Consider the following 26435-nt stretch of genomic DNA (forward strand, 5'->3'; position numbering starts at 1 on the left):
CAAAAAGCGATCCCGAACGCACCTGCGTGTTGTCCGGCAAGAAGGCCTGCCGGGACGAACTGATCCGGCTGGCGCTGGCGCCGGATGGTACCGTCGCACCCGACGTGCGCGCCAAGGCCCCAGGCCGTGGGGCGTGGATCGGGGTCGACCGCGCGACCCTGGAAGAGGCGATCCGCAAGGGCCGGCTGGGCAAGGCGCTAAGCCGCGCCTTCAAGACCGCGGTCAGCGTGCCGGCGGACCTGGCCGACCAGATCGAACGTGCGCTGGAGCGCGCGGCGCTCGACCGCCTGGGGCTGGAGGCGCGCGCCGGTCAGATCGTCACCGGAACGGAGAAGATTATCGATACCGCCCGCAAGGGCGGGGTCGCGCTGTTGCTCCATGCGCGCGATGCCGCTGCCGATGGCACGCGCAAGCTGGACCAGGCGTTGCGCGTGGGGCTGGATGCGGAAGGAACCGACCTTCGGGGACTCGCAATCCCGGCAACACGGGCCATATTGTCGATGGCGCTAGGTCGCGAGAATGTGGTACATCTTGCGTTGATCGCGCCGGCTGCGGCCGCGCGCGTCAACCAGGCGCTCGGCCGGTGGCGCGGCTTTATTGGACTGGATGATGTGACTTAGGCCCTTGCGAGGCTTCGCAAGGCGCTTTCGGCGCATAATGATTTTATGAGGGTTCGGGTTACCAGATGAGCGATAACGAAAAGCCGAAATTGGGTCTCAGCGTTCCGCTGGGCGTACGGCGCACCGTCGAGACGGGCAAGGTGAAGCAGAGCTTCTCCCACGGCCGTTCGAACACGGTGATCGTCGAGACCAAGAAGGCTCGTGTCCTGCGCAAGCCGGGAGATCCCGCGCCTGCCCCCGAGCCCGAGGTCGAAGTTGCGGCCGAGGCCGCTGCCCCGTCGCCGGTCGCGGCCCCGGTCGCGCCGCGTCCGCAGCCTGCCCCGACCCCGGCCCCGTCGCGTCCGATGACGCCGCTGGAGCGTCGCGAACAGCAGGAGCGTCTGCTGCGCGAGGCCGAGGAAGCGCGCATGAACGCGCTGGAAGAGGCGCGCCGCCGCCAGGATCAGGCTGCCCGCGAAGCAAGCGAGGAAGAAAAGCGCCGCGCCGAGGAAAAGGCCCGCGCCGCCGAAGAGACCGCGGCCAATCCGCCAGTCGAAGCGCCGGTCGCTGCCCCGGTGGAAACGCCGGCACCGGCAGCCGCCGCGCCCGCGCCGGCCGAAACCGCTGCGGCTGCCCCTGCCGCTGCCACGGCGCCTGCGGCTGCCGCCGCACCGGCCGAAGCTGCCCCCGCGGAGGGCGAGCGCAAGCCCGGTGCCGAACCGCCGCCGCGCCGTTTCACCCCCGTCATTCCGCCCAAGCGGCCGGAGCCGCCGGTGCGCCCGGCGCGCAGCCGCCAGGGCGACGATCGGCGTCAGTCGGGCAAGCTTACCGTTACCCGCGCGCTGGATGACGGCGATGGCGGCGCCCGTGCGCGCAGCCTGGCCGCGCTGAAGCGGGCGCGTGAGAAGGACAAGCGCGCGCATCAGGCCGGCGGTCCATCCGTCAAGCAGGTGCGCGACGTGGTCGTGCCGGAAGCCATCACCGTCGCCGAACTCGCCAATCGTATGGCCGAGCGGACCGCGGACCTGGTGAAGGCGCTGTTCAAGATGGGCACGCCGGTCACCTCCAATCAGGTGATCGACCAGGATACGGCCGAGCTGCTCGTCAGCGAATTCGGCCACAATATCCGCCGCGTGTCCGAGAGCGACGTCGACATCCAGACCGAGACCGACGTCGATCCGGCGGAGACGCAGCGTCCGCGTGCCCCGGTCGTCACGATCATGGGCCATGTCGATCACGGCAAGACCAGCCTGCTGGACGCGCTGCGCGGGACCGATGTCGCGGCGGGCGAAGCCGGCGGCATTACCCAGCATATCGGCGCCTATGTCGTGACGCAGAAGGACGGATCGAAGATCACCTTCCTCGACACGCCGGGCCACGAAGCGTTCAGCGCCATGCGTGCGCGTGGCGCCGACGTGACCGACATCGTCGTGATCGTGGTCGCTGGCGACGACGGTATTCGCCCACAGACGATCGAGGCAATCCAGCACACGAAGGCGGCCGACAAGCCGATGATCGTGGCCATCAACAAGATGGACAAGCCGGGATCCAATGCCCAGCGCGTGCGCGAAGCGCTGCTGCAATATGACGTCCAGGTCGAAAGCATGGGCGGCGAAGTGCAGGACGTGGAGGTTTCGGCAACCGCCAAGACCGGCCTGGACGAGCTGATCGAGAAGATCCAGCTGCAGGCGGAACTGATGGAGCTGACCGCCAATCCCGATCGCGCCGCCGAAGGCGTGGTGATCGAGGCGCAGCTCGACAAGGGCCGTGGGCCGGTCGCGACCGTCATCGTCCGCCGCGGCACGCTGAAGACCGGCGATATCTTCGTCGTCGGTGCCGAGAGCGGCAAGGTGCGCGCTTTGGTCGACGACAAGGGCAAGCAGGTGAAGACGGCCGGCCCGTCCACCCCGGTCGAGATCCTGGGTATGTCGGGCGTACCCGGCGCCGCGGATCAGCTGACCGTGGTCGAGAATGAGGCGCGCGCGCGCGAGGTGGCCTCCTATCGTGCCGGCGTGATCCAGCAGAAGCGCACCACCAGTGCGCCGGCCTCGCTGGAATCGATGTTCTCGGCGCTGCGCGACAAGCAGGCCCAGCAATATCCGGTGGTGATCAAGGCCGATGCGCAAGGATCGGTCGAGGCGATTGTCGGATCGTTGAACAAGATCTCGACCGACGACATCCAGGTCCGCATTCTGAGTGCGGGCGTGGGCGGCATCACCGAGAGCGACGTGACGCTGGCGGCGGCATCGAAGGCGCCGATCATCGGCTTCAACGTGCGCGCCAATGAGAAGGCCCGCGAGATCGCCACGCGGGACGGGGTCGCGCTCAAATATTATGACGTGATCTACGACCTGCTGGATGAGATCCGGGCGGCGATGGCGGGCCAGCTTGGTCCCGAATATTTCGAAACGGTCGTCGGCCGTGCCGAAATTCGCGAAGTCTTCTCGGCCGGCAAGCATGGCAAGGCGGCGGGTCTGCTCGTCACCGAGGGCTATATCCGCAAGGCCTTGCGCGCCCGCGTCACGCGCGACGACGTCATCATCTACAATGGCTCGATCGCGTCGCTGCGGCGGTTCAAGGACGATGTGGCGGAAGTGCGCGCCGGCCTGGAATGCGGCGTCACGCTGGAAGGTTCGACCGACATCAAGCCGGGCGACTTCCTGGAGACGTTCGAAGTCGAGGAACGCGCACGCACGCTATGATGCGATAGTCTCTCTCCCCTGGTGGGAGAGAGGTTGGAGAGAGGGGTGCGGGCGCCAGCGCGTTCGTACCTTGCAGTTGAGAAACCGGCATCGCGCCGGCTCCTCAACTACCCCTCTCCCTAACCCTCCCCCGCAAGGGGGGAGGGGATTAGGTTGGAAATGCGCCACAACGAAACACCTGAAGGCAAGTCGGTTCGCCTGCTGCGCGTGGGCGAGCAGGTGCGCCATGTGCTGGCCGACATATTGATGCGCGGGGACGTGCATGACGACGTGCTGGCGTCGCATCTCGTCTCCGTGACGGAGGTGCGGATGTCGCCCGACCTAAAACATGCGATCGTGTTCGTGAAGCCGCTGCTGGGAGCGGATGAGGAGAAGGTGCTGAAGGCGCTGCGCACCAACACCGCCTATTTCCAGAGCGAAGTCGCCAAGCGCGTGAACCTGAAATATGCCGCCAAGATCCGGTTCCGCCCGGACGAAAGCTTCGACGAGGGCGCGCGGATCGAGGAATTGCTGCGCAAGCCGACGGTGGCGCGCGACCTCGATCGCGATGACGACTGATCTCGGCGCGCCGCTGGGCGATGCCGATGTGCGACTGGAGCCGCTGGCCGAAGCGCATCGTGCGGACCTGAAGGCTGTCTGCGCCGAGGATCCGGAGATCTGGCCGATCTATTCGACCTCTTACGACCCCGACCATTTCGACGCGCAGTTCGATGCGCTGCGCGGTCGGCCGGGGACGTTTCCGTATGCCGTGCTGGTGGACGGACAACTGATCGGCATGACCGCCTTTCTCAACCATGTGCCCGATCGGCAAACGGTGGAGATCGGCAGCACGTATTATCGTCCGGCGATGCGGGGCACCGGCCTTAACCGGCGGATCAAGCGGCTGCTGCTGGACCGCGCCTTCGCCTGCGGCATCCGCCGGGTCGAATTCCGCATCGACGATCGCAACGAACGGTCCAAGGCGGCGGTACGCAAATTGGGCGCGCACCAGGATGGGCTGATCCGCGCCGAGCGCATCACCTGGACCGGCCATGTGCGCGATACCGCCTTGTTTTCGCTGCTCGCCGACGAGTGGCCCACTGTGTCGGAGCGCCCGCTAAAGGCTTGAACCGATTCGACTCCGCGACTCAGCGGACTCGTGATACAAAGCAGATCGTACCGGCCCATGGAGCCTGGGCACGGCCACAGATCAGATAGGGCTCCCGCTGCTGAAGCGTGAAGGAGACGGGCTATGGACCTGATCGAGCTCTATCATCGTCGCGGCATATCGCTGGTGCGCTCGAAACTCGGCCGCTCGCCGGCGGCGCGACGCGGTTATGGTAAGCTGACGCGCCGTTATGCCGACGAGATCGAGCAGCGTCGCGCGGCGCATGAGGCGGAGACGCCGAGCCTGCTTCCCGCGCTGTAGCGTCGGCGTAGTGGGCCTGCCGAGCGGTGCGCGGGTGACGCGCGCGCCAGATGTGCGCTTGTCTTGATGTGAAGCTTCGTCACCCCCGACTTGATCCGAGGTCCCGCTTCGTCGGGCGGATCGTAGCAAGCGGGACCCCGGCTCAAGGCCGGGGTGACGGAGTGGGTGGGGGTGTATTGTCGGGACCACCCAAAAAAGCGCCCCCGCGCGCATGCAGCCGGACATGAAAATGGGGGCTGGTGTCGCCACCAGCCCCCACTGCGCCGAGCGGGGTCCGGTTCGTTGCCCTTGCGGGTTTCGTCCTGGATCGCTCAGGCGTCGCTGCTTTGCCGCGGGCCGAAGCCTCTGGCTGGTCAGCGGCCCTTCTTGGGGCGGTGATCGCTGATTTAAGCCTTGCGGCCCCATCCGCCATCATCGCCTCTTCCGGCGCCTTGCCGCTGCCTTCTTTCCCGCGCCTCCCGGAAGGGGCCACGATGGGTCGGCTTTGGCTGTGCTCTGGTTCCCGGCTCTTCCGTTTCCGTCCGAGCCCGTTGCCTGGGCACAGATGAAAGCTGTCATGCCCGGCCGAGTCGGACCAGCGGAAATATGGGGTCCAGGCCCTGTGGATTATGAGGATATCGGGGATGGTTTTCGGCGCGCTTCGGCGTGGCCAGAGACTGGCGCGGCGGGCCTTAAGGACGGCGTGGGCGCGCGTCCAGTAGGCGCGTCGGGCTGACCGCAGCGATGACGTGCCTGCCGGCCGATACGCCACACAAGCCGCGCCTATCCGCCGTCATGCCAGCGCAGGCTGGCACCCACGGAACCATCAGCGCGCTGGTCGGGCGTGGTTTTCACCTCGGCGCAGGTAGCAGCGGCACGCGCCATGGATCCCAGCCTGCGCTGGGGTGACGGCGGTAGGGATTTGAGAGGCGCGGACTGGAATCCACAAACCTCCCCACCCGGCGGTACGGGTGGGAGGGCGTGGTTTTAGCGGCTGCCGTGTTTGGGGGCGTCGCCACCCTGGCCGGGCGTGGGAGCGTGGCGGGGCTGGAGGTCGCCGGAATCGCCGCTGGCGGCATCCGCGTCGAAATCCTCCGGCGTGCCGCCGCCACCCGCGCCTGCGCCCGAGCCATGGACACTGCCGTCCTTGGCGATGGACGCGGGATGGCCGCGCTCCTCCGCGGCCGGATCGCCGCCGCGATCAGCGTCGCCGGTCATTGGCCGGGCAGAGTGCTGGGGATGGCAGGTGCGGGCTCGCTCTGCTTGGAGATATCCGGGCCGGACGCGGCGGCGCCGGCGCCACCCATATGGCCCATCGTCTGATCGACCCGGTCGCCGGTCTGGCCGAACTGCGCGCGCTTCGCGAAATCCTGCGCCTCGCGCGCGGCACGCTCTTCCTCGGTCAGGGTGCCGGTTTCATCGATGGGGGTCAGTTCGTCGGCCATGATCACTCTCCTTGATTGGGGATCGTGGGTAGAACGAGCCGGCGCGCCTCCCCGTTCCGGTAAATGGGGCAGGCGACGGGGTTGCAACGTCGAACCGCCCGGTTAGGGGGAGGATCATGGCAGAGAAGCTTCGTATCGCCCTGGCAGGGCTGGGCACCGTCGGCGCAGGCGTGGTCAAGGTCCTCACCCAGAATGCCGACCTGATCGAACGGCGCGCCGGCCGCGGGATCGAGATCGTCGCCGTATCCGCGCGCGATCGCACGCGCGACCGCGGCATCGATCTGACCGGCATCGATTGGGTCGACGACACCGCCGCTCTGGCCGCGCGCGAGGATGTCGACGCGGTGGTGGAATTAATCGGCGGTTCGGACGGGCCGGCGCTGACGCTGGCGCGCGCCACGCTGGGCAAGGGCAAGGCCTTCGTCACCGCCAACAAGGCGATGATGGCGCATCACGGGCTGGAACTCGCCACCGCCGCCGAGGAGGCCAATACCGCGCTCAAATATGAAGCGGCGGTGGCGGGCGGCATTCCGGTTATCAAGGGGCTGCGCGAGGGCGCGGCCGCCAATGCGATCGAGCATGTCTATGGCATCCTCAACGGCACCTGCAATTATATCCTGACGACGATGGAAGCGGAGGGGCGCGATTTTGCCGAGGTCCTCGGCGAGGCGCAGGCGCTGGGCTATGCCGAGGCCGATCCCAGCTTCGACATCGATGGCGTGGATGCCGCACACAAGCTGGCGATCCTGTCGAGCCTGGCGTTCGGGACCGAGGTGGATTTCGGCGCGGTCGCGATCACCGGCATCCGCCATGTGCTGGCCGCCGACATTGCCGAGGCGGCGGCATTGGGCTTTCGCGTGCGCCTGGTCGGCTTTGGCGAGGCCAGCAGCAAGGGCCTGTTCCAGCGCGTCCACCCCTGCCTGGTGCCGCTGGGCCACCCGCTGGCGCATGTCACCGGATCGCTGAACGCCGTGGTGGCGGAGGGCAATTTCGTCGGCCGGCTGCTGTTCCAGGGCCGCGGCGCGGGCGAAGGTCCGACCGCAAGCGCGGTCGTGGCCGACCTGATCGACATTGCCCGCGGCGAATATGGGCCCGCCTTTGCGATGCCGGTGCGCAGCCTGGCCAAGGCGGCATCGGCCTCTGCGGGCGAGCGGCGCGGGCGCGTCTATCTGCGCTTCACCGTATCCGACCGGCCCGGCGTGCTGGCCGAGCTGACCGCGGCGATGCGCGATGCCGGCGTCTCGATCGAAAGCATGATCCAGCGCGGCGCCGCCGCCGACGGCAGCGTGCTGCTGGTGATGGTGACGCATGAAGGGCCGGAACGCTGCGTCAGCGCCGCGCTCGAAAAGCTGGACGGATCGCCCAGCCTGCTCGGCACGCCGATGCTGATGCATATATTGGAGAGCTGAGCGGCGAAGGCTGCGGGATGCTGGGTACGCGCCGGCCGCCATTCACTGCGAACATCGCGATCCGCAGACCTCCTCCTGCCGTCGCCCCAGCGCAGGCTGGGGTTCATGGCGCGCGAAGCACATCTTGCATATCGAGACGGGCTGGACGCGATCATCGGGTGATGGCGCGCTAAGTTTGGGCCGCCCCGCCGCACATCCCCCGTCGCCCTGAACTTGTTTCAGGGTCCAACCCTCCCCGGGCGGCGTCGCGGCTGGCGCGATGGATGCTGAAACAAGTTCAGCATGACGACGTGGTGCTAGGCCGGTCAGTCACCACCACTGCCGTCATCCAGCGTAGGCTGGGGTCCATTTGGCGGCTTGGCGATGTAGCGCCCTGCTGGAACGGCACGGCTTGCGGCACGATGGACCCCAGCCTTCGCTGAGGTGACGGGGATGTGGTGGAGCGGTGGCCGGCTTCCTTAGTCGGGGTCGACGAGCGCGCGAACCAGTTTTACTCCGGCCGCCGCCGCTGCGATCAGATTGACCGGGCCGCCGCCGGCACAGGATTGGGGGCCGCAGATATCGGGATCGGCCATCGCCTCGACGGCGCCTGGGATTTCCCCCGTCGCGTTGCGGGGGCCGCGTTCGTCGGGGAGGGGCAGGCGATCGGCCGAGCCGCCGCGCCCGTTGCCGCAGATCACGACCTCATTGGCATGGGTCGGCGTTGGGCACGGGACGTAGCCGTGGCGATATTTGTCGCGATACAAGGCGGCCGACTGCTGGACCAGGGTCGCTTTGGTGACGGGGGTTGGCTCCGGTCCGTAGGGGGCGGCGCAGGCCATGACGGATCCAAAGGCGCAGGCGACAAGAGCGGCAAGGATCAGGCGCATCGGACAGCTCCCTTCTCCCGCCCAGGATGCACCGCGCGCGATCGCTTGACCATGGCTTTCCCGCGCTTCGTCCGAAGCGGATGCAACCGTGCCCTAAAAAGCGGGAGCGCTATCAGCGGCTTTCTCGACAAGGTCACATGGCCGCCCTATCGCCGCCCCGACATCCACAAGAGGGGACAGCACGACGATGCCGGTGAAAGCTTCGAAGACGCTCGATCGCGTGCTGGTTCTGGAAATGGTGCGGGTGACCGAGGCCGCGGCGATCGCGGCGTGCGGCATGGTCGGCCGCGGCGACGAGAAAGCGGCGGATGCGGCCGCGGTCGAGGCGATGCGCCACGCCTTCAACGAGCTGGAATTCGACGGCACCGTCGTGATCGGCGAGGGCGAGCGCGACGAAGCGCCGATGCTGTATATCGGCGAGAAGGTCGGCAAGGGCACCGGGCCCAAGATCGACATCGCGCTGGATCCGCTGGAAGGCACGACCATTACTGCCAAGGCCGGCCCCAATGCGCTCGCCGTGCTGGCGATTGCGGAGGAAGGCTGCCTGCTCAACGCGCCCGACGTCTATATGAACAAGATCGCGATCGGCCCGGGCTATCCCAAGAACCTCGTCAGCCTGACGCGCACGCCGACCGAGAATGTCCATGCGCTGGCCAAGGCCAAGGGCGTGGCGCCCAATGAGATCATCGCCTGCGTGCTGGATCGCCCGCGCCATGAAGATCTGATCGCGGAGCTCCGCGCGATCGGCTGCGGCGTGATGCTGATCCCCGATGGCGACGTCGCCGGCGTGATCGCGGTGAGCGATCCGGACACGACGATCGACATCTATATGGGCTCGGGCGGCGCGCCGGAGGGCGTGCTGGCGGCCGCCGCGCTGGCCTGCGTCGGCGGGCAGTTCGAAGGCCGGCTGTTGTTCCGCAACGACGATGAACGCGCGCGCGCCAGCAAGTGGGGCGTGACCGATCTCGACCGCATCTATCAGCTGCAGGATCTGGTGCGCGGCGACGCCATCTTCGCCGCGACCGGCGTGACCGATGGATCGCTGCTGCAGGGGGTGAAGCGGCGCGGGGACAAGATGACCACCGAAAGCGTGGTGATGCGGGCCAGCTCCGGCACGGTGCGCTGGGTGAAGGGTGAGCATCGCCGCGGCATCGTTGGCTAAGCGCGCCAACCTATCGTAAAACCCGCCGCGAGTTGGCGTAGCAAAGTGATCGAACACGAAAATCCAGGCTTATTATGCTCTGAAAGGCAATTGGCACGCTCCCTGCAAAGTCTTGTGCATCGCCGGAATGGTCCGGCGACACAGTCCTTCAGGGAGACTTTCGATGACCACCAAGTCCAACTCGCTCTTCGTTCAGTTCGGCATGGGCGTATTCGCTTTCGCCGTCAGCGCGACCTGCATCTTCGCCGCCGTTGGCCCCGTTCCCGTCCTGGCATGATCCCGCGCGATCCAGTGCAAGGACAGGAGAGGATCATGATCCGCGAAGACAACAACCTTCAGGTGCCGAGCCGCGGCTGGCTGTTCGGCACCTGCTCTGAACTCGCTAATAGTTCGGGTCTGCCGGCCTGGGTTCTGCGCGGCGGTGCGATCGTGGCGCTGTGCCTATGGTTCAAGCTGACGCTGATCGCTTATTGCGCGGGCGCCCTTTATTACCGCTACCGGCGCTGACGCGGGCTATTTCCCGCCGTCCAGCGCCGGCTCGGTCGCAGTGCCGGGCAGTTCGCTTTTCATCGACGCCGCCACCTTTTCCGCCGCTTCCATGACCCGCAACACATTGCCGCCGGCGAGCTTGGCCGCATCGGCATCGCTCCAGCCGCGCCGCAGCAACTCCGCCAGAAGCGCCGGATAGGTCGCGACACTGCCCAGCCCTTCGGGCAGGCTGTTGCCGACACCATCGAAATCCGAGCCGATCCCGACATGATCGATGCCGGCCACCTTCACGATATGATCGATATGATCGGCGACGTCCGCCAGCGTGACCGTGGGCGCCGGATGCGCCTGGCGCCATGCCGCCAGCGCCGCTGCCGCCTTATCCGGCTGGCCGATATAAAGGCCGCCATAAGGCGGGGCGTTCATCCGCGTCTTTTCCGCAGCCTCGTCCGCCGACCAGCGGCGATAGGCATCGGAGACGTAGCTGCGCGAATAATTGACCATTACGACGCCGCCATTGGCCGCAACCAGCTTCAGCACATCGTCGGACACGTTGCGCGGATGATCGTCAACCGCACGCGCGCCCGAATGGGAGAAGATCACGGGCGCGCGGCTGACGCGCAGCGCGTCGCGCATCGTGTCTTCATTGACGTGGCTGAGATCGACGAGCATGCCCAGCCGGTTGAGTTCATGCACGACCGCTTCGCCGAACGGGGTGAGGCCGCCATGTTTCGGATTGTCGGTGGCGGAATCCGCCCATTCGATCGTGCGGCTGTGGGTGAGCGTCAGGTAGCCGGCGCCGAAGGCATGGTAAGCGCGCAGCACCGACAGGCTGTTGTCGATCTGGTTGCCGCCTTCGACCCCGATCATGCTGGCGATCCGGCCGGCCTTGTGGATGCGGCGCACGTCGGCGGCGGTGGTGGCGAGCTCGAACGTGTCCGGATAGCGGGCGACGATGGTGTGTATCAGGTCGATCTCCTCCAGCGTCTCCTTGACCTGCTCCAGCGGCGGCAGATCGGCCGAGACCCAGGCGGACCAGAATTGCCCGCCGACCATGCCCTGGCGAAGGCGCGCAATATCGGTGTTGTAGGGCACGGACTTCGTGCCGAGCCCCGAACGCAGGTCGATCGTCCAGCGCCCTTCCCCTTCGCGCTCGCGCAGGGATTCCGGCCAATCATTATGGCCATCGATCAACGGCGTGTCCTTGAGGATGCGGGCGACGCGGGTGGCGATGGGATCGGCGGGTGCCGCAGCCGCCAGCGGGGTTGCGATCAGGGCGGCGGCAAGGAGGAAGCGGTGCATAGCGCCACGATGACGTGGAAGCAGTGCGGCGACAAGCGGCCGACCCCGGCAATACGTCATACGTGCGGGACAGCCTGTAACGTTGCGACCAGGGTGTGCTTCCCGCGCCATGGACCACAGGCTTGGCCGGGCTGACGGCAGTGGTGGCGAGGACTGAGCAGCTTGGCACCGCATCGTCATGCTGAACTTGTTTCGGCATCCATCGCGCCAGCAGCGACGCCGCTCGGGGGAGGGCTGGACCCTGAAATGAGTTCAGGGTGACGCAGGATGTGCTGATGCGCGGCGCGGACGGCTACCGCGCCATGACGCGGTTGATCACCTCCAACCGCCCGCCATCGATGCGCAATTCGTTGAACGAAGGCTGGGTCGTGCGCAGACGTTCGGAAAGCGTGCCCGAGCCGATCAGGCGCACGGGACGGCCGGCTTCCTGATGGGTTACGTCGAAGGCGTCGTGGACGTGGCCGCTGACGACCGCATCCGCGCCGGCTTCGGCCAAGAGCGCCAGCGCCTCCGCGCCGTGGCGCGTATCGCCATGGCCGGTGAAGCCGGTGCGGATCAACGGATGGTGGCAGGCGACGATCGCCACCGCATCGGCAGGCTTTTCCACCAGCATCTGCAGCGCCGCCTTCAAGCCCGAGCGCGACACGCGCCCCCAGGAGAGGTTGCGGATCTGGAAGCGCGCGGTCGTCTTGAGCGGCACGATCAACACGCCCGGAAGATCGAGGGTGCGCTCGATCGCACGCTCCACCCGCGCATAGCGGCGATAGGGGGCGAGCAGCCGCGCAAGCGGGTTGAAGTAAGGCAGATCGTGATTGCCGACCTCGATCGTCATCGGCACGTTGAGGCTCGCCAGCCATTGCGCCGCCGCGGCGAATTCCGCCTTGCGCGCGCGCATGGTGAGATCGCCCGTGCAGATCAGCGCATCCGGCCGCTCCGCCGCAACCAGCCCCGCAAACCAATCGAGCGCAGCGCGGTCTTCGCGCCCGAAATGGAGATCGGAGACGTGGAACAAGCGGGCCATGATCGAACAAGCGATCCTCAGCCGGGCAAGGTTCCGTCGAGGATCTGTTTGTACAATTCCAGATATTTGTCCGCCATCGTCTCGACCGAAAAGCGGTCCTCTACCGCGCGGCGGCAGGCGGCACGGTCGATCTCGCCGACCTGTTGCACCGCCTCGAGCGCTTCGTCGAAGGTTTCGACGAGGAAGCCGGTGACGCCATGGTCGATCAGTTCCGGCATCGAACCGCGATTATAGGCGATGACGGGGGTGCCGCAGGCCATCGCCTCCACCACTGACAGGCCGAAAGGCTCATCGAAATGGATGAGGTGGAGCAACGCCTTGGCATGGCCGAGCGCGCGCGTGCGGGCGGCGCCGCCCAAGGGGCCGTTGAAGCTGATCTGGCCGCCGTCGATATGCGGTTCGACCTCGCGCGCATAATAGCCTTCGTCCTGGACGATGCCCGCCATCAGCAGCCGATCGCCGGTCGCCTGCGCCACCCGGATCGCATCGGCCGCGCCCTTGTCGGGATGGATGCGGCCGAAGAAGAGAAGATCGTCGGAGCCTGCCGCGTCGAACGGAAATTCGTCGAGGCGGATGCCATGGTGGATCGTCGCCGCATATTTGAGATCGGCATGGCGATCCGCATCCGAGATCGCGACATAATGAACGCGATCCTCATAGCGTTTGAACACCGGCACGATCCGTTCGGACGAGAAGCCGTGAATGGTGGTGACCTGCGGCACATCGACCAGGCGCGAGAAAGCGAGCGGCACGAAATCCGCCTGATTGTGGATCAGATCGAATTCGCCGGCGCGTTCGAAGACGTGGGAGACGTGCAGCATCTCCATCACTTTCGCATCCAGCGTGCGATCTTCCGAATAGCCGGCCGGCACGACGGCGGCGAGCGTGCCGGCGGTTTCGCTGTCGGCGGTGGCGAACAAGGTGACGTCGACGCCCTTGGCGACCAGCGCCTCGGTCAGCAGGCTGGTGATCAATTCCCACGGGCCATAATGGCGCGGCGGCGTGCGCCAGGAGATCGGCGAGAGCATGGCGATACGCATCAGACCGCCTCCGCCAACAGGACAACGCCCTGATCGGGGGCGAGCCGGCCCGGCGTGTAGCCGCCCTGCGGCAGCGTGGAGAGGAGCAGGCGGCCGGCCGGGAGCGCAACCGCATGATCCCGCGCCCCCAGATTCAACGCTATCACGATCTTTTCCCCTTCATAGGTTCGTTCGTAGGCAAGGACGTCGCCGTCCGCTGCGATCAGGTGAACGTCGCCGACCGCCAAGGCGGGATGAGCGCGACGCAGCGCGAGCAAGGCACGATGCAAGGCAAGCATCGACGCCGGATCCGCCGCTTCGGCCGCGACATTGCGGTCGCGCCAATCGAGGTTGAGCGGCAGCCACGGCGTGCCGGTGGTGAAGCCGGCATTGGCGCTGTCGTCCCACGGCATCGGCGTGCGCACCGGATCGCGCCCGAAGCCGAGGCCGGGCTCCAGCAATTCGCGCGGATCCTGCACCAGATCGGGCGGGATCGCGACGTCGGCCAAGCCCAGTTCATCGCCATAATAAAGCGTGGGCGTGCCGCGCATCGTCAGCAGCAGCATCGCCGCCACCCGCGCCTGGGCCGCGCCGACGCGCGTCGCGATGCGTGGCCGATCATGATTGCCCAGTACCCAATTGGGCCAGCCGCCGGGCGGCAGAGCGCGTTCATACTCCTGCACCATCCGGTGGATCGCACGCGCATCCCAGGCGGCTTCCACCAGCTGAAAGTTGAAGGGGAGATGCACGCCCTCCCCCGCCTGGCCGTAATAGGCCATCAGCCGTTCGAGCGGCAGGTAGATCTCTCCCACCAGCACGCGCTTCCGGCCATCCTTCTCATAGGAATCCGCGAGCGCGCGCATCTCGGCGGCCAGCGCGAACACTTCCGGCTGATCGGTCGAATGCTGCTGTAGCACCCGTTCCTTGTCCGCCATGCCGGGGACCCAGGCGGAGTTGGCCGGGTTGTCCGGAAAGGCGGCCGCCTTGATCATGTGCCAGAGGATATCGACACGGAAGCCATCGACGCCGCGATCAAACCAGAAGCGCATCGCATCCAGCATCGCGGCCTTGAGATCGGGATTGCGCCAGTTGAGATCGGGCTGCTCGCGCAGCATGGCGTGGTAATAATATTGACCGGTCGCGGCATCATATTCCCAGGCCGGTCCGCCGAAATCGCTGATCCAATTATTGGGCGGGCCGCCACCGGGCGCGGGATCGCGCCAGATATACCAATCGCGCTTGGGGTTCGTGCGGGACGAGCGGCTTTCCACGAACCAGGGATGCTGATCCGACGAATGGTTGGGCACGAAATCCAGCAGAAGCTTCAGCCCGCGCGCATGGGCCGCCGCCAACAGCCGATCGAAATCGGCAAGCGTGCCGAACATCGGGTGGACGCCGGTATAATCGGCGACGTCATAGCCGAAATCGACCATTGGCGAGGGATAGATGGGCGAAATCCAGATCGCATCGATGCCGAGATCGACCAGATAGTCCAGTCGCCGCTCGATCCCCGGCAGATCGCCGATGCCGTCGCCGTTTGTATCCTGAAAGGAGCGTGGATAGATTTGGTAGATCACCCCGCTCTGCCACCAGGCATGGTCGCTCATGCGAAGCGCGCCTTGGGGACATGGGTGATGCGACAGGCAAGATCGGCCTCGCCGCTGGCGACGATATAATCCTCGCCTGCATCGACGATGCCGGTGGTGAAGACGACCTCCGTCGGCAGATAAAGCTGGTGCGCGATTGGAGCGGTGAGCGAGGCATCGGCCTCCAGCAGCGGATCTGCATCCTCCAGCCGCAGGATCTTCCACGGTTCGTGCCGGTCGAGCAGCGCCCAGAAGGTGCGGTAGATGCCAACCTTCGCGCGCGTTTCGACGCCATGATACAGGATCAGCCAGCCCTTGTCGGTGAGGATCGGCTGGCTGCCGCCGCCCAGTTTCATCGACGAAGAGGAGGCCTTGCGCGCGCGGAGGAAGGGCTCATCGCGCGGCTTCCAGTGGAGCGCATCCGGCGATTGGGCGAGGTTGATCGACGGGCCGCCGCGATAGGGGCTGTCGTCCGGATAAGCGAAATAGACCTCTCCCAACGGCCGGGTCAGCGCCATATACTTGTCGGCGACCTTTCCTTCGAACAGGATCATGTCCTTGTTCTGATGATCCAGCACGATCCCGGCGAGGCGATAGTCCAGCCCATTATCGGAAATGTGCATGGTTGTGGAATGGCGTTCGGCCGAGACCGAACAGGTCGTCATATACCAGGTGTCGCCGATCCGGCTGATGCGCGCATCTTCCACGCCATAATGCTGATATTCGGCGACCGGCTGGATCGCCTTGTCGTAATGAACCGCGACAATCGTGCGTCCGTCGGGCGTCAATTCCACCGGCAGCAGCCAGGACAAGGAGGTGAGCGCGAGCGTGCGATATATGCCGCCGGCGACGTCGAACTGGCGCGGATCGGCCATGTTGACGCCGGTCAGCAGATGATCGTCCAGCACATAGCCATGCTGCGTCCAGCGGATCGCGCGGACATGTTCGCCCTCGACCGGCTCCTGCAGCGCTTCCGCGACGCGGACCATCATCAACAGGTTGCCGCTGGCGAGCCGGGTGAATCCGGGGTTGAACGCACCGAGCACATAGGTCGGCACGTCCAGCGAGGCGCGCAAAGGCGATTGCGCCAGATCGACATCGCCCGGCGTGAAGATCAGATAATCGCGGCTCCGGTCCATGTCGCTCCCAACGCCTTGCTTTGTCCCGGCAACAAATGCGGCGCGCCGCGTTTTGGTCCCTGAGGGGCGCGAACAGGAGGCAGATCATGGCTGATTTACGCAAAGGCGATGCGGTAAGCTGGAAATCGCATGGTGGGACCGCCCATGGGAAGGTCGTCAAGAAACAGACCAGCCCGACCACCATCAACGGTCATAAGGTCGCGGCATCAAAGGATAATCCTGAATTTATCGTCGAAACCGACAAGGGCACGCGCGCGGCACACAAGCCAGAGGCGCTCCATCGCGAATAAGAGAGGCTTGCCAAAGGCCTCTCCTCGCGGAATAGCAGCGTCAGCCTTGAGAGAGGGGCCGCAAAAGGAGGACTTTTACATGGCAACAAAGACTGGTGGCATTCACAAGCCCGTAACCCCATCCGCGGATCTGGCCGCCGTCGTCGGCAAGGGTCCGATGCCGCGCAGCGAGATCGTCAGCAAGCTGTGGGAGTATATCAAGAAGAACAATCTTCAGGACAGCAAGGACAAGCGGCAGATCAACGCCGACGCCACGCTGGAGAAGGTGTTCGGCAAGAAGAGCGTGAGCATGTTCGAGATGAACAAGCACGTCTCCAACCACGTAAAGTAATCCTTTCGATGAGGCCGGTGCGATCGCACCGGCCTCTCAATCGTCATCCTACCGTCCGTGTTTGTAAAATAGTCACAGTCACAGGGACGCTCACGGCTACGCCAGCGAAAACACTCGCGCGCGCCGTAACGATCTGCTAATCGCGCCGCCTATAAATTAGGCTCCAAACAGGTCAGCGAAAATGGCGGAAGAAACTGCAACCGATCTCCTCACTCTCACCGCGGACATTGTCGCCGCACATGTAGCGCATAATCGCGTTACTGTGGGTGAGCTGCCCGACTTGATCGGAAAAGTGCACAGCGCACTATCCGGTCTGGGCGAAACCGCCGAACCGGCGGCAGAGGATCGTAAACCGGCGGTTTCGGTCCGCGCTTCGATCAAGCCCGACCATCTTGTCTGTCTGGAAGACGGCAAGAAGCTGACGATGCTGAAGCGTTATCTGCGCACCAACTATAATATGACGCCGCAGGAATATCGCGCGAAGTGGAAGCTGCCGGCGGATTACCCGATGGTCGCCCCCAATTATGCCGATAAGCGGCGGACGCTGGCCAAGGCGATCGGCCTGGGCCGCCAGCGCGGCGCTGCCGCCCCCGCGTCCAAGCGCGGACGCCCCGCCAAGAAATAAGCGGTTCAGGCACTGGCGCGCATCGGTCGCCGGACAGGCGTCATGGCGCCTGCACATCCGGAGCATAGGATGCCGGGATCGGGCGAGCGCGCAGTCTATTTCGTGGTGATCACGGTGCTGATCGATGCGATCGGCTTCGGCATCGTCATGCCGGTATTGCCCGGGATCGTGATGGAACTGGGTCATGTCGGCCTGGCCGAGGCGACGCGCATCGGCGGCTGGCTGGGCGTGATCTATGCTGCCGTCCAGTTCCTGACCGGCCCGCTGATGGGCAATCTGGGCGATCGCTTCGGCCGGCGGCCGATCATCCTGGGCGCGCTGGCGGGCTTTGCCGCCGATTATGCGCTGATGGGCTTTGCCCCTTCGCTGGGCTGGCTGTTCCTGGGACGGGCGCTGGCGGGCCTGTTCGGCGCCTCTTACGGCCCCGCCGGTGCGGCGATGGCCGATGTGTCGGCGCCGGAAGATCGGGCGCGCCACTTCGGCATGATCGGCGCCGCCTTCGGCGTCGGCTTCGTGATCGGACCCGCCATTGGCGGTCTCTTGGGGGAAGTCGGCCCGCGCGCGCCCTTCTATGCCGCGGCACTGCTGGCGACGATCAATTTCCTGTTCGGGGTGGTCGCCTTTCCCGAGACGCACAAGTTGGAGAACCGGCGGCCCTTCGATTGGCGGCGCGCCAACCCGCTGGGCGCGCTGATGGCGTTGCGGCGGCATCCGGGCGTGCTGCCCGTCGCCTTCGCCAGTTTCTGGTGGAATCTGGCGAGCATGGTCTATCCCGCGACCTGGTCCTATTTCGCCATCGCTGCCTTCCAATGGACGCCCGGCATCATCGGCGCATCGCTGGCATTGGTCGGACTGCTGATGGCGCTGTCGCAGGTGTTCGTCGTCGGGCGGGTCGTCAAACGCTTCGGCGAACGCCGCGCGGCGGAGCTCGGCATCCTCTGCGCGATGATCGGCTTCGTCGCCTATACCTTCCTCCACACGGGCTGGCTGGTGTTCCTATTCCTGTGCCTGACCGCGATGCAGAGCCTGGTGATGCCGTCGATGAACGGGCTGATGTCGCGGCGCGTACCGGCCAATGCGCAGGGCGAATTGCAGGGCTTTGGCGGCAGTATCGCGGCGCTGGGCGCGATCCTGGCGCCGGCGCTCTACAATCCTGCTTTGGCCTGGTTCACGCGGCCGGGCGCGCCCTTCCGCTTTCCCGGCATCGTCTTTGCCGTGGCGACGGCGGCAGCCTTGGTCGCCCTGATCACGCTGGCCGCGATGCGACGCGCGCCTCAGATGCCGCCGGCGACGGGGGCATAGCCTTTCGCAGCCAGCGCGGCGGTGAGATCCGCGGTGCAGGCCTGCAGCAACGCTTCGTCGGTGGAGCGGATCACGAAATTGGCGCCGGTGCGGCCATCGCGGAAGAAGGGATAGGAGCCGATCTGGCAGCCGTCGTGGTTTTTTTCGGTCTGGCCGAGCAGATCGGCGACCTCGCTTTCCTGGACCCAGCAGCCGATCGTGGCGGAGACGACCGGGCGCCCACCTTCCAGCTTGCCGGACAGGCTGTCCAGCATCGCGCCGGCGATGTGGGGCACCCCGGCGAGGATGAAGATATTGCCGATGCGGATACCGGGCGCGCCAGATTGGCCGTTGACGATCAGCGATGCGCCTTCGGGCGTGCGCGCCATGCGCAGCCTGGCCTCGGTCAGCCCGCCGCGGGGGGCATAATATTCGTCGAGGATGGCACGCGCCTGAGGATGGATGATCACCGGAACGCCCAGGGCGGCGGCGATCGCATCGACCGTGATATCGTCGTGCGTCGGCCCGATCCCGCCGGTGGTGAAGAGATAATCGTTGGCGGCGGACAGTGCGGTGACGGCGGCGCCGATCGCGTCCATCCGATCCGGCACGACCCGCACCTCGCTCAGCCTTATTCCCTGCAGGTTCAGCCACAGCGCCAGCTGGGCGATATTCTTGTCCTGCGTGCGGCCCGACAGAATCTCATCGCCGATGATAACAAGGGCGGCAGTCCAGATACGCTCAGCCATGGCCCCCGATAGCGGCTCCCCCGGCTCTCGCAAAGCCCGCGCGGTGCCTCTATATGGGACGGATGACCCAATATCAGACGATTGCGGCAGGCGAGGCCGTTTCGACGCGCACCGGCGCGATCAAGCTTTACGGGCCGGACGGCTTCGAAGGAATGCGCCGCGCCGGACGGCTGGCAGCGGAAATCCTGGACGAACTGGCCGCGCACATCCGCCCGGGCGTGACGACGGAAGAGATTGACCGGATCGTCTATGACATGACGATCGCGGCGGGCGCGGTGCCGGCGACGCTCAATTATCGGGGCTACACCCACAGCTCCTGCATCAGCCTGAACCATGTCGTCTGCCATGGCATTCCGGGCCCGAAGCTGATCCGCGACGGCGATATCGTGAATGTCGACGTGACGCCGCTGCTGGACGGCTGGCACGGCGACAGCAATCGCACCTATCTGGCCGGCAACGTGCCGCTGAAGGCGCGCAAGCTGGTCGACGTGACCTATGAATGCCTGATGCTGGGCATCGCGGCGGCCAAGCCGGGCGCGCGCCTGGGCGATATCGGCCACGCCATCCAGACGCATGCCGAGCAATATCGCTATGGCGTGGTGCGCGATTTCTGCGGCCATGGCGTCGGCCGCCTGTTCCATGACGCGCCGGAAGTGGTCCATCTCGGCCGGCCGGGGACGGGGCCGGAGCTGAAGCCGGGCATGTTCTTTACGATCGAGCCGATGATCAATATCGGCCGCGCCGACGTGAAGGTGCTGGACGATGGCTGGACGGCGGTGACGCGCGACCGATCGCTGTCGGCCCAGTTCGAACATTCGATCGGCATCACGGAGGATGGCGCGGAGATCTTCACCAAGAGCCCGAAGGGGCTGGATATCCCGCACCGCCCCAACGAAGGCTAAGCCTTCAGGCGAACCTCCGCATGATGCTCGGCCCGCGCCAGCAGCAGGTCGAGATCGTCGCGGCTGATGTCGAACGCATCGCCCATTTCGGCGAGCGCCCGATCGATATCGTCCCGGTGGAAGCCTTCCGGCATCGCCGGGGCAAGCTTCACCGGCGGCCGGTGCGGATAGGAATGGCCGGAGACCAGGTGGAACAGATAGGCCACCGCGACCAGCAGGATGGCGTCGATCGCGATCGGCAGCACGGCAAAGCCATAGCCGGATTCCGCGATAGCGGGCGACGCCATCCCGGTAACCAACGCGGTACCGCCGCCCGGCGCATGCAGGCAGCGCAGCAGCGACATGACCAGGATCGCACCGCCGACGGCCGCGCCGCCGGCAATTTCCGGCCGGGGAATCAGGTGGGCGGCCAACGTGCCGATCAAGGCGGAAATGACATTGCCGCCGATCACCGGCCATGGTTGCGACAAGGGGCTGGCCGGCACCGCGAAGACCAGCACGGCCGATGCACCGAGCGGCGCGGCGAGATAGGGCAGGCTGGACGGGATCGGCAGCAGCCGGTGGCATAAGGCGGCGACCAATGTGATCGCCAGCAGCGCGCCAAGGCTGGCGACCAGGCGATCCCGCGAAGAGGCGCCGGCCAGGAGCGGCGCCAGCAGCGGCAAGGCGCTGCGAACCCTGTTCGATGTCATGCGCCGTCCCCTAAGCGGCAGCGGTGCCGGATGCACAGACGCTTTTCTTGGGCCGCCCCAAAGCACCGATTGCACGCGCCCCGCCCGGCGGCGTAGCCTTGGCGAAACAGTGGAGGACGCCATGGACAACCTGACCCGCCCCGAAGGAACCGAGCCCGAAGACCTGCATATCGGCCGCCGAGCGGCGGTGACGATGTTCTTCGCCGGCTATGCCGTCGCCGCACTGGCCGCCGACGCCAAGCCGATCCGCACGCCCGACACGGGACTGACGATCGAAGAGGCGCTGATCCCCAACGGCGCACCCAACCCGCTACCGGCCTATGTCGCGCGGCCCAAGGGCAGCGCGCGCCATGCGACGATCATCGTCGTGAACGAGATTTTCGGCATCCACGATTATATCAAGGACATTTGCCGACGGCTGGCGAAGCTCGGCTACGTCGCGGTCGCGCCCGACTTCTTCTACCGATCGGGCGTCAACCTCGCCGCGATCAGCGACTTCAAGCAGATCATGCCGATCGTGGCGCAGGCGAGCGACGAGCAGGTCGACGGCGATGTGCGCGCCACCACCGCCTGGATCAAGCAGCAGAGCTTCGCCAAGGCGGGGGCGATCGGCATTACCGGCTTCTGCTGGGGCGGATCGGTGGTGTGGCGTTCGGCGATGGTCAATCCCGACATTCGCGCCGGCGTCGCGTGGTATGGCCGGGTCGAGAAGCTGATCGCGCGGGCGGGCGAGGTGCGGGCTCCGGTGCTCGGCCTCTATGGCGCCAAGGATCAGGGCATTCCCCAGGATCAGGTGCAGGCGATGGCCGCCGCGCTGAAGGCAGCGGGCAAGACCGGGTCCGCCATCCACGTCTATCCCGACGCCGGCCACGGCTTCCACGCCGACTATCGCGACAGCTATAATGCGGCGGATGCCAAGGACGGCTGGGCGCGGATGCTGGCCCACTTCAAGGCGCATGGCGTAGCGTGAAGCGGGGGCGGTGAGCGTCGGCGCATCGGGATACGCCCTTCATTCAATCGGCGCCGCTCACCCCGCCCCCGCCGTCACCCCAGCGCAGGCTGGGGGTCCATTTCGCGGCTTGGCGATGTCGACGCTAATTTGATCGACAGCGCCCGCGACACGATGGATCCCAGCCTGCGCTGGGATGACGGAAAGATGGGCAGCACTGCCCCACTACCGCAACCTTAACTCTACCGCTCATGGTGTGACAGACCGGGATTTGCGCCGGTTCCGGAACGGTTCGCCTTGTCGCAGCGGGCACGCACTTGGGCTTGCCGGCAGGAACGGGCGGCTTGGCCGCCACGTTGAACCGGCAGTGCTTTTCCCCGGAGCTTCATTATGACCAAAGCCCTTATCATCGCCACCGACGGCTTCGAGCAATCGGAGCTGTTCGACCCCCGCCAGGCCCTGATCGACGCCGGTGTGGAGGTGACGCTCGCCTCCCCTGCCCGCGATCCGATCCAAGGGATGGAACATGACAAGAAAGGCGACACGATCACGCCCGACGCGCTGATCAGCGACGTTGCGGTCGACGGCTATGATGCCCTCGTCATCCCCGGCGGTGTCGCCAATCCGGACACGCTGCGCATGAACGAGCAGGCGATCAAGCTCGTGCGCGACTTCCTGTTCGCGAAGAAGCCCGTCGCCGCCATCTGCCACGGCCCGTGGCTGCTGGCCGAAGCGGAGGTGCTGGAAGGCCGCACCGTCACCGGCTGGCCCTCGATCCGCACCGACCTGAAACATGCCGGCGCGATCGTGGTCGATCAGGAAGTGGTGGTGGACGACAACCTCATCACCAGCCGCAAGCCGGACGATATCCCGGCGTTCAACCGCGAATTGCTGGCCAAGCTGGGCGTGGACGCCAAGCAGACCGCATGAGGCGCGCGGGGGCGTGGCGCGGGCCATGCCCTCTCCTGCGTCATCCCAGCGCAGGCTGGGATCCATCGGGTCACGGGCGCTGCCGCTGAAGTTAGCGGCGACATTACCAGGCCGCTATATGGACCCCAGCGTTCGCTGGGGTGACGGAATAATAATCTCCACCGTTCGCCCTGAGCGTGTCGAAGGGCGTGCTTCGACGTCGCTCAGCACGAACGGAGGACAGGCTCAGGCGAGCAGCTTCTCCGCTTGATCCAGCACGTCGGAGAAGCTGCGGATGATCGTCTGGTAGGGGGTGGCGGCCGCCATATCCAAGCCGGCTTTCTTGAGGATGTCATAGCCGTAATCCGATCCGCCCGCGCGCAGCACGGACAGGTAATTGTCGCGATCCTTGGCGGTGCCGTGAAGCACCTTGTCGGCGAAGTAATTCGCGGCCGTGATCGAGGTCGCATATTGGAAGACGTAGAAGCCGAAGAAATAATGCTGGATCAGCATCCATTCGACGCCATAGGCCGGATCCATCACGAATTTCGGCCCATGATATTTCTTGAGCAGATCGAGATTGATCGCGGTCATCTTCTCGCCTGACAGGCCCTCGCCCTTCTCGGCCAGATCGTGGATCGCCAGCTGGAATTCGGCGAACATCGTCTGGCGGTAGAAGGTGCCGCGATAATTCTCCATCAGCTGGCCCAGGTAGAACAGCTTCTCCTGCTTGGTCTTGGCCTGGCCCAGCATGTAATTGGCCAGCAGCAATTCCTGACAGGTGGAGGCGATCTCCGCCGTGAACGTGGGGTAGCCGGCCGTCTCGAACGGCTGCGCCTTGTTGGCGAGCAGCGAGTGCATCGCGTGGCCCCATTCGTGGGCATAGGTGGTGAGCCCGTCATATTTGTCGCTGAGGTTCAGCAGCAGATAGGGGTGCACGTCATAGGCCGAGCCGCTCATATAAGCGCCGGATACCTTGCCCGGGCGCGGGCGCGGATCCATCCACTTGTTGGCGGATGCCTTGGCGAATTGCGCGCCATAATCCGGGCCGAGCGGCTTGATCGCAGCCAGCGTGAGCGAGCGCATCTCCTCCAGCGAGAAGCTGCGATCGAGCGACACGAGCGGCGGGTAAATGTCGTAATAAGCGATTTCGGGAAGATTGAGCATGCGGCGGCGCAGCTCGAAGTAACGGTGCAGCACGGGCAGGCCGGCATTGGCCTGCGCCACCAGCGTGCGATAGACGCCCTCGGGGATATTGGGCTGCGACAAAGCGGCATCGAGCGCGGTCGGGAATTTACGCGCCTTGGCCTGGAACATCTCCCCCTTCACCTGACTGGCGAGGGCCGCGCCCAGCGAGCTTTCGAACGCCTTGTAGCTGCCCCAGAATTGATCAAAGACCAGCTTGCGATCGGCGCGGTTGGGGGCGCCGCGATGCAGCGTATAGCCCTGATCGTCGAGCCTCGCCTTGGTGCCGTCAGACAAGGTGACGGTCGGCCGGGGGATGTCGGAGGAGGCGAGCTGATTGCGGATATCGCCTGGGCCCGCCAGCGGCGCCTGCGCGGCCGCGAGCAGCGATTCCCCTTCCGGCGACAAGGTATGCGGCGCCTGACGCAGCACGTCGTCCAGCTGGAAACGGAATTTATCGAGCCCTTTATCGGCGGCGAGATAGGCCTGGACCTTGGCAGAGCCGAGCGCGAGCAATTCAGGGTTAAGCCAGGAGCCGGCCTCGCCATATGCGGTGGCGAGATCCACCGCCTGCTGGCGCCGTTCCTGATTGGGCGCGACGCGCAGATCCTCGTCCCCCTTCAGCCCGGCATAGGTGTAGAGCCGCGCCAGGCGCAGGCCGATATCCGATTGCAATTGCAACAGCGCGCGCAGCGTGCTGGCGCCCTCCCCCAGCCGGCCTTTATAGGCCGCGATCTCCGGCAGGCGCGCGGCGATGGCCTGCCGCTCAGCCGCCCAGGCGGCGTCGTTGGGATAAAGATCGGTGAGGTCCCACACCGCGCCGGTCGTGGTAGGGGCGGCAGCGCGCGCGCCGCTCGCCATGGCAAGAGCGCCGACGGCAGCAGCCGAAAGCATGGCGTCGCGGCGGGAAAGTTCGGTCATCGATACCCCATCAGAAGCGTTCCCGCGGAGGCGGGCCGTGAGGTGATGTAAAACGCAGCCGGGCTTGCCGCTAGAGCTACAAGCCCTTCCCTCCGCATCCCTTTGACATTGGCCATTTTCCGGTGCCGCGCAGCAACGCATCCGCAACAACCCACGGTTATGGGGTTGCGAATGAGACGCAATATTGCGCGCTCGGCCATTGCACGGGCGCCAAACCGCGCCATATGATGGTTAAACTGGGGATCGGCAGGGCACGACATGAGACTGCGTTACGGACTGCAGGCGGCGATGCTGATGGCACTGGTCGCATCCACCAGCGGGTGCAGCGAAAAGGCGGCGGCATCCTCCGAACAAACGGCCAAGCCGGCGCCCCGCAAGATTTCGTTGTTCCATCCCCGCAAGAAGGAACAGCTGCCCAAGCCATCGCCCACGGCGCACCTGATCCTGCTGCCCGACAGCGCGATCTCGGTCGAGCGCGGGTCGACCGAGGAGAAACTGGCGGCCTTCCTGAAATCGGATCGGCCGGCGCCCAATACCTTCCGCTTCACCGGCACCGAATTCGCGCCGTGGCAAACCAACCCCAATCCCGGCACGTTGCGCACCATGTATGCGGTGGCGCAGATCCTGCGCGCCTACCCCAACAGCCGCGTCACGCTGGTCGGCCATACCGACAATGATGGCACGCCCGAGCAAAACCTGGCGCTGTCGCGCGCACGGGTACAGCGGATGGCGGACCTGCTGATCCGCAGCGGTATCCAGGAACGCCGCATCACCATCGACGGCCGCGGCATGACCCAGCCGATCGCCGACAATGCGACGCCCGCCGGCCGGGCACAGAATCGCCGGATCGAGTTGATCGTCACCGCCAAGTAAGCTGGGATTTCAACGCGGATCGGGTCGCCGGGCCAGGCGGAATGACAATAGGCCCCTTGCATGGCCGTCCGCTTGATCGCGCCCTGAGCCGAGCTGGCGGTTCCTGGTTGCCACAGCCAGCATTCCTGTCACCCAGCCGCAGGCTGGGGGTCCATCGGGCCGCACGCGGTATCGCTCAGATTAGGGGGAACGTCGCCAAGCCGCGAAATGGACTCCAGCCTGCGCTGGAGTGACGACGGAGACGGGGCCACCGGTTGGCGAAATGGGGCGCGGGCGCCGCACGCACCCGTCATCCCAACGAAGGCTGGGATCCATCGCCCCGCAGGCGCTGTCGCCCAGATTAGGAGGAGCGTCGCCAAGCCACGAAATGAACTCCAGCCTGCGCTGGAGTGACGATGGAGACGGGCCTCCGGTTGGCGAAACGGGGCGCGGGCGCCACACGCGCCCGTCATCCCAGCGAAGGCTGGGATCCATCCCCCGCAGGCGGTGTCGCCTAGGCTAGGGGGAGCGTCGCCAAGCCGCAAAATAAACCCCACCCGCCGCCCGGTGATGGTCTTAGTTGGGGCGCGGTGGTCCGCCATGATGTGGACGGCTGCCGC

The 26435-nt window shown here is 65.9% G+C and carries 27 protein-coding genes; 16 read left to right on the top strand and 11 right to left on the bottom strand.

Annotation, left to right across the window (positions count from 1 at the left end):
• Positions 1 to 26 precede the first annotated feature (26 nt).
• The 5 genes from ACOJSI_RS16635 to ACOJSI_RS16655 all read left to right on the top strand — a co-directional run bounded on the left by ACOJSI_RS16635 (position 27) and on the right by ACOJSI_RS16655 (position 4709).
• Positions 27 to 620: a DUF448 domain-containing protein gene (locus ACOJSI_RS16635; protein ID WP_420139425.1), complete on the top strand. Its 594-nt coding sequence runs from the start codon at positions 27 to 29 to the stop codon at positions 618 to 620.
• A 65-nt stretch (positions 621 to 685) separates the two neighbouring features.
• On the top strand, positions 686 to 3301 hold the full coding sequence (infB, locus tag ACOJSI_RS16640; RefSeq protein WP_420139426.1) for a translation initiation factor IF-2: 2616 nt from the start codon (positions 686 to 688) through the stop codon (positions 3299 to 3301).
• A gap of 159 nt (positions 3302 to 3460) precedes the next feature.
• Positions 3461 to 3859 (top strand): 30S ribosome-binding factor RbfA, encoded by a 399-nt coding sequence (gene rbfA / locus ACOJSI_RS16645; RefSeq protein ID WP_420139427.1) that lies wholly within the window; start codon positions 3461 to 3463, stop codon positions 3857 to 3859.
• A complete protein-coding gene (locus ACOJSI_RS16650) occupies positions 3849 to 4409 on the top strand; it encodes a GNAT family N-acetyltransferase (protein ID WP_420139428.1) in 561 nt (186 codons plus the stop codon). The genes rbfA and ACOJSI_RS16650 overlap by 11 nt, the downstream gene beginning before the upstream one ends.
• A 123-nt stretch (positions 4410 to 4532) precedes the next feature.
• The gene (locus ACOJSI_RS16655) at positions 4533 to 4709 is read left to right on the top strand and encodes a hypothetical protein (RefSeq protein WP_420139429.1); all 177 of its coding nucleotides are present in this window, start codon (positions 4533 to 4535) and stop codon (positions 4707 to 4709) included.
• Between the two features lie 966 nt (positions 4710 to 5675).
• Here the strand turns inward: ACOJSI_RS16655 and ACOJSI_RS16660 are convergent.
• Both ACOJSI_RS16660 and ACOJSI_RS16665 read right to left on the bottom strand, forming a co-directional pair.
• Positions 5676 to 5906 (bottom strand): hypothetical protein, encoded by a 231-nt coding sequence (locus ACOJSI_RS16660; RefSeq protein WP_420139430.1) that lies wholly within the window; start codon positions 5904 to 5906, stop codon positions 5676 to 5678.
• Entirely contained in the window at positions 5903 to 6133 is a 231-nt protein-coding gene (locus ACOJSI_RS16665) for a hypothetical protein (protein ID WP_420139431.1), read from the bottom strand. Before ACOJSI_RS16665 ends, ACOJSI_RS16660 begins: the two co-directional genes overlap by 4 nt.
• Before the next feature lie 116 nt (positions 6134 to 6249).
• Between ACOJSI_RS16665 and ACOJSI_RS16670 the strand changes: the two genes are divergently transcribed.
• Positions 6250 to 7542: a homoserine dehydrogenase gene (locus ACOJSI_RS16670; protein WP_420139432.1), complete on the top strand. Its 1293-nt coding sequence runs from the start codon at positions 6250 to 6252 to the stop codon at positions 7540 to 7542.
• Between the two features lie 458 nt (positions 7543 to 8000).
• On the opposite strand, the gene ACOJSI_RS16675 is transcribed toward ACOJSI_RS16670, so the two are convergent.
• On the bottom strand, positions 8001 to 8411 hold the full coding sequence (locus tag ACOJSI_RS16675; RefSeq protein WP_420139433.1) for a hypothetical protein: 411 nt from the start codon (positions 8409 to 8411) through the stop codon (positions 8001 to 8003).
• Positions 8412 to 8598: 187 nt separating this feature from the next.
• Between ACOJSI_RS16675 and glpX the strand changes: the two genes are divergently transcribed.
• Positions 8599 to 9573 (top strand): class II fructose-bisphosphatase, encoded by a 975-nt coding sequence (glpX, locus tag ACOJSI_RS16680; RefSeq protein WP_420139434.1) that lies wholly within the window; start codon positions 8599 to 8601, stop codon positions 9571 to 9573.
• Between the two features lie 312 nt (positions 9574 to 9885).
• Positions 9886 to 10080, top strand: a complete 195-nt coding sequence (locus tag ACOJSI_RS16685) for a hypothetical protein (RefSeq protein ID WP_420139435.1) — start codon at positions 9886 to 9888, stop codon at positions 10078 to 10080.
• Positions 10081 to 10086: 6 nt separating this feature from the next.
• Here the strand turns inward: ACOJSI_RS16685 and ACOJSI_RS16690 are convergent, their stop codons facing one another.
• From ACOJSI_RS16690 to ACOJSI_RS16710, 5 genes are all read right to left on the bottom strand, one after another.
• Entirely contained in the window at positions 10087 to 11364 is a 1278-nt protein-coding gene (locus ACOJSI_RS16690) for a dipeptidase (protein ID WP_420139436.1), read from the bottom strand.
• Positions 11365 to 11656: 292 nt separating this feature from the next.
• Positions 11657 to 12385: a metallophosphoesterase family protein gene (locus ACOJSI_RS16695; RefSeq protein WP_420139437.1), complete on the bottom strand. Its 729-nt coding sequence runs from the start codon at positions 12383 to 12385 to the stop codon at positions 11657 to 11659.
• 17 nt (positions 12386 to 12402) lie between these two features.
• Positions 12403 to 13425 carry a glycosyltransferase family 4 protein gene (locus ACOJSI_RS16700; protein WP_420139438.1) on the bottom strand — a complete coding sequence of 341 codons (1023 nt, stop codon included), beginning with the start codon at positions 13423 to 13425 and terminating at the stop codon, positions 12403 to 12405.
• A complete protein-coding gene (locus tag ACOJSI_RS16705) occupies positions 13425 to 15011 on the bottom strand; it encodes an alpha-amylase family glycosyl hydrolase (protein ID WP_420139439.1) in 1587 nt (528 codons plus the stop codon). Before ACOJSI_RS16705 ends, ACOJSI_RS16700 begins: the two co-directional genes overlap by 1 nt.
• Entirely contained in the window at positions 15008 to 16129 is a 1122-nt protein-coding gene (locus ACOJSI_RS16710) for a glycosidase (protein WP_420139440.1), read from the bottom strand. Before ACOJSI_RS16710 ends, ACOJSI_RS16705 begins: the two co-directional genes overlap by 4 nt.
• Positions 16130 to 16215: 86 nt before the next feature.
• On the opposite strand from ACOJSI_RS16710, the gene ACOJSI_RS16715 reads away from it, so the two are divergent.
• The 4 genes from ACOJSI_RS16715 to ACOJSI_RS16730 all read left to right on the top strand — a co-directional run bounded on the left by ACOJSI_RS16715 (position 16216) and on the right by ACOJSI_RS16730 (position 18677).
• On the top strand, positions 16216 to 16419 hold the full coding sequence (locus ACOJSI_RS16715) for a DUF2945 domain-containing protein (protein WP_420139441.1): 204 nt from the start codon (positions 16216 to 16218) through the stop codon (positions 16417 to 16419).
• Positions 16420 to 16498: 79 nt separating this feature from the next.
• On the top strand, positions 16499 to 16750 hold the full coding sequence (locus ACOJSI_RS16720; RefSeq protein WP_420139442.1) for an SWIB/MDM2 domain-containing protein: 252 nt from the start codon (positions 16499 to 16501) through the stop codon (positions 16748 to 16750).
• Positions 16751 to 16931: 181 nt separating this feature from the next.
• Positions 16932 to 17375, top strand: a complete 444-nt coding sequence (locus ACOJSI_RS16725; RefSeq protein ID WP_420139443.1) for a MucR family transcriptional regulator — start codon at positions 16932 to 16934, stop codon at positions 17373 to 17375.
• A gap of 69 nt (positions 17376 to 17444) precedes the next feature.
• Positions 17445 to 18677: a TCR/Tet family MFS transporter gene (locus ACOJSI_RS16730; RefSeq protein ID WP_420139444.1), complete on the top strand. Its 1233-nt coding sequence runs from the start codon at positions 17445 to 17447 to the stop codon at positions 18675 to 18677.
• Here the strand turns inward: ACOJSI_RS16730 and ACOJSI_RS16735 are convergent.
• Positions 18650 to 19405, bottom strand: a complete 756-nt coding sequence (locus tag ACOJSI_RS16735; protein WP_420139445.1) for a competence/damage-inducible protein A — start codon at positions 19403 to 19405, stop codon at positions 18650 to 18652. The genes ACOJSI_RS16730 and ACOJSI_RS16735 overlap by 28 nt on opposite strands.
• 53 nt (positions 19406 to 19458) lie before the next feature.
• On the opposite strand from ACOJSI_RS16735, the gene map reads away from it, so the two are divergent.
• Positions 19459 to 20307, top strand: coding sequence for a type I methionyl aminopeptidase (gene map, locus ACOJSI_RS16740; protein ID WP_420139446.1), 849 nt, complete (start codon positions 19459 to 19461; stop codon positions 20305 to 20307).
• Here the strand turns inward: map and ACOJSI_RS16745 are convergent.
• Positions 20304 to 20999: an HPP family protein gene (locus ACOJSI_RS16745; protein WP_420139447.1), complete on the bottom strand. Its 696-nt coding sequence runs from the start codon at positions 20997 to 20999 to the stop codon at positions 20304 to 20306. The genes map and ACOJSI_RS16745 overlap by 4 nt on opposite strands.
• A 121-nt stretch (positions 21000 to 21120) precedes the next feature.
• On the opposite strand from ACOJSI_RS16745, the gene ACOJSI_RS16750 reads away from it, so the two are divergent.
• Both ACOJSI_RS16750 and ACOJSI_RS16755 read left to right on the top strand, forming a co-directional pair.
• A complete protein-coding gene (locus ACOJSI_RS16750) occupies positions 21121 to 21969 on the top strand; it encodes a dienelactone hydrolase family protein (RefSeq protein ID WP_420139448.1) in 849 nt (282 codons plus the stop codon).
• A gap of 369 nt (positions 21970 to 22338) precedes the next feature.
• On the top strand, positions 22339 to 22878 hold the full coding sequence (locus ACOJSI_RS16755; protein WP_420139449.1) for a type 1 glutamine amidotransferase domain-containing protein: 540 nt from the start codon (positions 22339 to 22341) through the stop codon (positions 22876 to 22878).
• A 225-nt stretch (positions 22879 to 23103) separates the two neighbouring features.
• Here the strand turns inward: ACOJSI_RS16755 and ACOJSI_RS16760 are convergent, their stop codons facing one another.
• Complete coding sequence (locus tag ACOJSI_RS16760; RefSeq protein ID WP_420139450.1) at positions 23104 to 24963, bottom strand: M3 family oligoendopeptidase; 1860 nt, start codon at positions 24961 to 24963, stop codon at positions 23104 to 23106.
• A gap of 258 nt (positions 24964 to 25221) precedes the next feature.
• Here ACOJSI_RS16760 and ACOJSI_RS16765 point away from each other — a divergent pair, with 258 nt between their 5' ends.
• Positions 25222 to 25836, top strand: a complete 615-nt coding sequence (locus ACOJSI_RS16765) for an OmpA family protein (RefSeq protein ID WP_420139451.1) — start codon at positions 25222 to 25224, stop codon at positions 25834 to 25836.
• Positions 25837 to 26435: the final 599 nt, after the last annotated feature.

Origin of the sequence: Sphingomonas sp., from assembly GCF_048595155.1 — a bacterium.
Taxonomy (GTDB): Bacteria; Pseudomonadota; Alphaproteobacteria; order Sphingomonadales; family Sphingomonadaceae; genus Sphingomonas_I.

Bases quoted from the DNA above. Each gene is read 5' to 3' on its own strand.
- ACOJSI_RS16745 (WP_420139447.1), bottom strand. From the start codon at position 20,999: ATGACATCGAACAGGGTTCGCAGCGCCTTGCCGCTGCTGGCGCCGCTC.
- ACOJSI_RS16725 (WP_420139443.1), top strand. From the start codon at position 16,932: ATGGCGGAAGAAACTGCAACCGATCTCCTCACTCTCACCGCGGACATT.
- infB (WP_420139426.1), top strand. From the start codon at position 686: ATGAGCGATAACGAAAAGCCGAAATTGGGTCTCAGCGTTCCGCTGGGC.
- ACOJSI_RS16660 (WP_420139430.1), bottom strand. From the start codon at position 5,906: ATGACCGGCGACGCTGATCGCGGCGGCGATCCGGCCGCGGAGGAGCGC.
- ACOJSI_RS16755 (WP_420139449.1), top strand. From the start codon at position 22,339: ATGACCAAAGCCCTTATCATCGCCACCGACGGCTTCGAGCAATCGGAG.
- ACOJSI_RS16750 (WP_420139448.1), top strand. From the start codon at position 21,121: ATGGACAACCTGACCCGCCCCGAAGGAACCGAGCCCGAAGACCTGCAT.
- ACOJSI_RS16665 (WP_420139431.1), bottom strand. From the start codon at position 6,133: ATGGCCGACGAACTGACCCCCATCGATGAAACCGGCACCCTGACCGAG.
- ACOJSI_RS16690 (WP_420139436.1), bottom strand. From the start codon at position 11,364: ATGCACCGCTTCCTCCTTGCCGCCGCCCTGATCGCAACCCCGCTGGCG.
- ACOJSI_RS16760 (WP_420139450.1), bottom strand. From the start codon at position 24,963: ATGACCGAACTTTCCCGCCGCGACGCCATGCTTTCGGCTGCTGCCGTC.
- ACOJSI_RS16675 (WP_420139433.1), bottom strand. From the start codon at position 8,411: ATGCGCCTGATCCTTGCCGCTCTTGTCGCCTGCGCCTTTGGATCCGTC.
- glpX (WP_420139434.1), top strand. From the start codon at position 8,599: ATGCCGGTGAAAGCTTCGAAGACGCTCGATCGCGTGCTGGTTCTGGAA.
- ACOJSI_RS16735 (WP_420139445.1), bottom strand. From the start codon at position 19,405: ATGGCTGAGCGTATCTGGACTGCCGCCCTTGTTATCATCGGCGATGAG.
- ACOJSI_RS16720 (WP_420139442.1), top strand. From the start codon at position 16,499: ATGGCAACAAAGACTGGTGGCATTCACAAGCCCGTAACCCCATCCGCG.
- ACOJSI_RS16655 (WP_420139429.1), top strand. From the start codon at position 4,533: ATGGACCTGATCGAGCTCTATCATCGTCGCGGCATATCGCTGGTGCGC.
- ACOJSI_RS16765 (WP_420139451.1), top strand. From the start codon at position 25,222: ATGAGACTGCGTTACGGACTGCAGGCGGCGATGCTGATGGCACTGGTC.
- map (WP_420139446.1), top strand. From the start codon at position 19,459: ATGGGACGGATGACCCAATATCAGACGATTGCGGCAGGCGAGGCCGTT.
- rbfA (WP_420139427.1), top strand. From the start codon at position 3,461: ATGCGCCACAACGAAACACCTGAAGGCAAGTCGGTTCGCCTGCTGCGC.
- ACOJSI_RS16715 (WP_420139441.1), top strand. From the start codon at position 16,216: ATGGCTGATTTACGCAAAGGCGATGCGGTAAGCTGGAAATCGCATGGT.
- ACOJSI_RS16650 (WP_420139428.1), top strand. From the start codon at position 3,849: ATGACGACTGATCTCGGCGCGCCGCTGGGCGATGCCGATGTGCGACTG.
- ACOJSI_RS16730 (WP_420139444.1), top strand. From the start codon at position 17,445: ATGCCGGGATCGGGCGAGCGCGCAGTCTATTTCGTGGTGATCACGGTG.
- ACOJSI_RS16670 (WP_420139432.1), top strand. From the start codon at position 6,250: ATGGCAGAGAAGCTTCGTATCGCCCTGGCAGGGCTGGGCACCGTCGGC.
- ACOJSI_RS16700 (WP_420139438.1), bottom strand. From the start codon at position 13,425: ATGCGTATCGCCATGCTCTCGCCGATCTCCTGGCGCACGCCGCCGCGC.
- ACOJSI_RS16685 (WP_420139435.1), top strand. From the start codon at position 9,886: ATGATCCGCGAAGACAACAACCTTCAGGTGCCGAGCCGCGGCTGGCTG.
- ACOJSI_RS16710 (WP_420139440.1), bottom strand. From the start codon at position 16,129: ATGGACCGGAGCCGCGATTATCTGATCTTCACGCCGGGCGATGTCGAT.
- ACOJSI_RS16695 (WP_420139437.1), bottom strand. From the start codon at position 12,385: ATGGCCCGCTTGTTCCACGTCTCCGATCTCCATTTCGGGCGCGAAGAC.
- ACOJSI_RS16705 (WP_420139439.1), bottom strand. From the start codon at position 15,011: ATGAGCGACCATGCCTGGTGGCAGAGCGGGGTGATCTACCAAATCTAT.